We start from the raw sequence: 3029 nt of genomic DNA on the forward strand, positions 1-3029 counted from the left end.
CACGCATTCGCCGGCAGCATCGTGCGGAGCCGGCCAGCGGCCGGCACTACCCGAGGGCGCGGGTTGAGGGCGGCGAAAATGCAGAAAGGCCGCCCGGAGGCGGCCTTTCTGTTTGGAGCAGCCGAGCATGGCTCGGCTCTACCGTTGGAGCAGCCGAGCATGGCTCGGCTCTACCGCGCGGCGGGCGGCTTATTTCACCAGCTTGGCGATGGCAGCGCCCAGGTCGCCCGGCGAGCGGACGGTCACAACGCCAGCAGCTTCCATCGCGGCAAACTTGCCTTCGGCAGTGCCCTTGCCGCCCGATGCGATCGCACCGGCGTGGCCCATGCGCTTGCCGGCCGGAGCCGAGGCGCCGGCGATGAAGCCGACGACCGGCTTCTTCACGAACTGCTTGATGTACTCGGCGCCGGCTTCTTCAGCATCGCCGCCGATTTCGCCGACCATGATGATGCCCAGGGTCTGCGGATCTTCGTTGAACAGCTTCAGGCAGTCGACGAAGTTCAGGCCGTTGATCGGGTCACCACCGATGCCGATGCAGGTGGACTGGCCCAGGCCGACTTCGGTGGTCTGCTTGACCGCTTCATAGGTCAGGGTGCCCGAGCGCGACACGATGCCGATCTTGCCCGGCATGTGGATGTGGCCCGGCATGATGCCGATCTTGCACTCGCCCGGGGTGATCACGCCGGGGCAGTTCGGCCCGACCAGCACGGTGTCCGGATGCGAACGGGTCAGCACGTTCTTGACGCGCAGCATGTCCAGCACCGGGATGCCTTCGGTGATGCACACGATGACCTGGATGCCGGCAGCAGCCGCTTCCAGGATCGCGTCGGCCGCGTACGGCGGCGGCACGTAGATGACCGAGGCATTGGCACCGGTGGCCGACACGGCGTCGGCAACGGTGTTGAACACCGGCAGGTCGATGTGGGTGGTGCCGCCCTTGCCGGGGGTCACGCCGCCAACAACCTGGGTGCCGTACTCGATCATCTGAGTGGCGTGGAAGGTGCCCTGCTGGCCGGTGAAGCCCTGCACGATCACCTTGGTGTTCTTGTTGATCAAAACGGACATGTCTTGAAGTCCTTCGTAAATTATTTGGGCCGGCTTCGGAGGAGGAGCCATCGACCAGGTCGAGGTCCGTACCGCATGCCGCCAGAACCCCCGTCACGCCGCGTTGCGGCGTGCCAGCCCCCTTAAATCAAGGGGACACGTCAGGATGCTGCCGGCGATCCGATGCCGTGGAAAATTAGGCGGCGGCTTTGACAGCGTCGACGACCTTCTTGGCACCGTCGTTGATGTTGTCGGCCGGGATGATGGCCATGCCGCTGTCACGCAGCAGCTGCTTGCCTTCTTCCACGTTGGTGCCTTCCAGGCGCACCACGACCGGAACCTTGACGCCCACTTCCTTGACCGCGGCGATGATGCCTTCGGCGATCATGTCGCAGCGGACGATGCCGCCGAAGATGTTGACGAAGATGCCTTCGACCTTGTCCGAGGACAGGATCAGCTTGAACGCCTCGATGACGCGCTGCTTGTTCGCACCGCCGCCCACGTCCAGGAAGTTCGCCGGCTCGCCGCCGTTGAGCTTGATGACGTCCATGGTGGCCATGGCCAGGCCGGCGCCGTTGACCATGCAGCCGATGTTGCCGTCCATGGTGACGTAGTTGATGTCCAGCTCCGAAGCGGTCACTTCGGTTTCGTCTTCCTGGGTCTTGTCGCGCATGGCGACCAGGGCCTTCTGACGGAACGCGGCGTTGTCGTCGCTGTCGAACTTGCCGTCCAGCGCGTACAGGTTGCCGTCGTCCAGGATCGCCAGCGGGTTGATTTCAACCAGCGCCAGGTCCTTTTCGTTGAACAGGCGGTACAGGTTCACCATGATGTTGGCGAACTGGCCGGCCTGCTTGGCGGTGAGGCCCAGCTTGAAGCCGAAATCACGGCCGTGGTAACCCTGCACGCCTTCGACAAAGTCGACGTTGAGCGAGTGGATCAGCTCCGGGGTTTCAGCGGCGACCTGCTCGATCTCCACGCCGCCTTCGGACGAGGCGATGTAGGTGATGGTCTTGGTGCCACGGTCGACCAGTACCGACAGGTACAGTTCCTTGACGATCTCGCCGGCGGTGGTCACCAGCACCAGGTTCACCGGCAGCTCGACGCCGGCGGTCTGGTAGGTGGCCATCTTGGTGCCGAGCATCTTGGCCGCAGCGGCCTTCACATCGTCGGTGGTCTTGCAGAACTTGACGCCGCCAGCCTTGCCGCGGCCGCCCGCGTGGATCTGCGCCTTGACCATCCAGGGGCCCTGGCCCAGGGAATTGGCCGCTGCAACTGCTTCATCCGGGGTCGCCGCGACCTTGCCGGCCGGGACGGGAATGCCGTACTCGGCAAGCAGTTGTTTTGACTGGTATTCGTGGAAATTCATGCGTCACCGTGGGTATAGGAACGACCGCACGCATCTCCAAGGCTCCCTCACGGGGCGCCGGTAAGGACCGCGGCGGGCCCACTATTGTGGACGAGCCGGCGCGCAGGCGCAAAGACGCGCGTCGGCCGCCCCCCGGGGCGGCCGATTCCGGCGATTTTTCAGACAGTTGCGGCATCGGCCCTGCCCAGCCCCGGGCGACGGCCCTGCGGCAGTGCGCAACGGGGCCGGCCCTGGAAGGGGTACGTGCCATGGACGCGGGCGTCAATCAGCGCCACCGGCACCCCATGCACGGCCACACCCTCTACACTGGCCACATGCCTGAAGGGGAGTTCCGGCGTGTCACCCAGTGCTTCATTGATCGACCGCATCGAATCCATACCGAAGCGCGAGCTGTACTTTTTTGCCCTCTACCGCCTGCTGATTGCCGCCGTGATCGCGGCCCTGCTGTTCAGCCCGCTGAGCACGCTGGTCGGTGCTGCCGACCACCCGCGCCTGGCCGGCGTGGTCAGCGGCGCCTACCTGGCGCTGGCGCTGCTGATCCTGGTGATCGGCCGCAACGAGCGCTGGCTGCGCCCGATCGTGATCGGCAGCGTGATCGTGGACATCATCGCCGCCACCC

Annotated in this window: 2 protein-coding genes and 1 pseudogene; 1 reads left to right on the forward strand and 2 read right to left on the reverse strand. The window is 65.2% G+C overall.

Annotated elements, in window-relative coordinates; all coding sequences use genetic code 11:
• Window positions 1-189: 189 nt before the first annotated feature.
• Both sucD and sucC read right to left on the reverse strand, forming a co-directional pair.
• Window positions 190-1065: a succinate--CoA ligase subunit alpha gene (gene sucD / locus AC1DQP_RS10115; RefSeq protein ID WP_256775510.1), complete on the reverse strand. Its 876-nt coding sequence runs from the start codon at window positions 1063-1065 to the stop codon at window positions 190-192.
• 175 nt (window positions 1066-1240) lie between these two features.
• Window positions 1241-2410: an ADP-forming succinate--CoA ligase subunit beta gene (gene sucC, locus AC1DQP_RS10120; RefSeq protein WP_256775511.1), complete on the reverse strand. Its 1170-nt coding sequence runs from the start codon at window positions 2408-2410 to the stop codon at window positions 1241-1243.
• 336 nt (window positions 2411-2746) lie between these two features.
• On the opposite strand from sucC, the pseudogene AC1DQP_RS10125 reads away from it, so the two are divergent.
• Window positions 2747-3029 (forward strand): annotated as a pseudogene (locus AC1DQP_RS10125) (PAS domain-containing sensor histidine kinase); the annotation flags it as partial.

Source organism: Stenotrophomonas sp. P5_A8 (assembly GCF_056400545.1).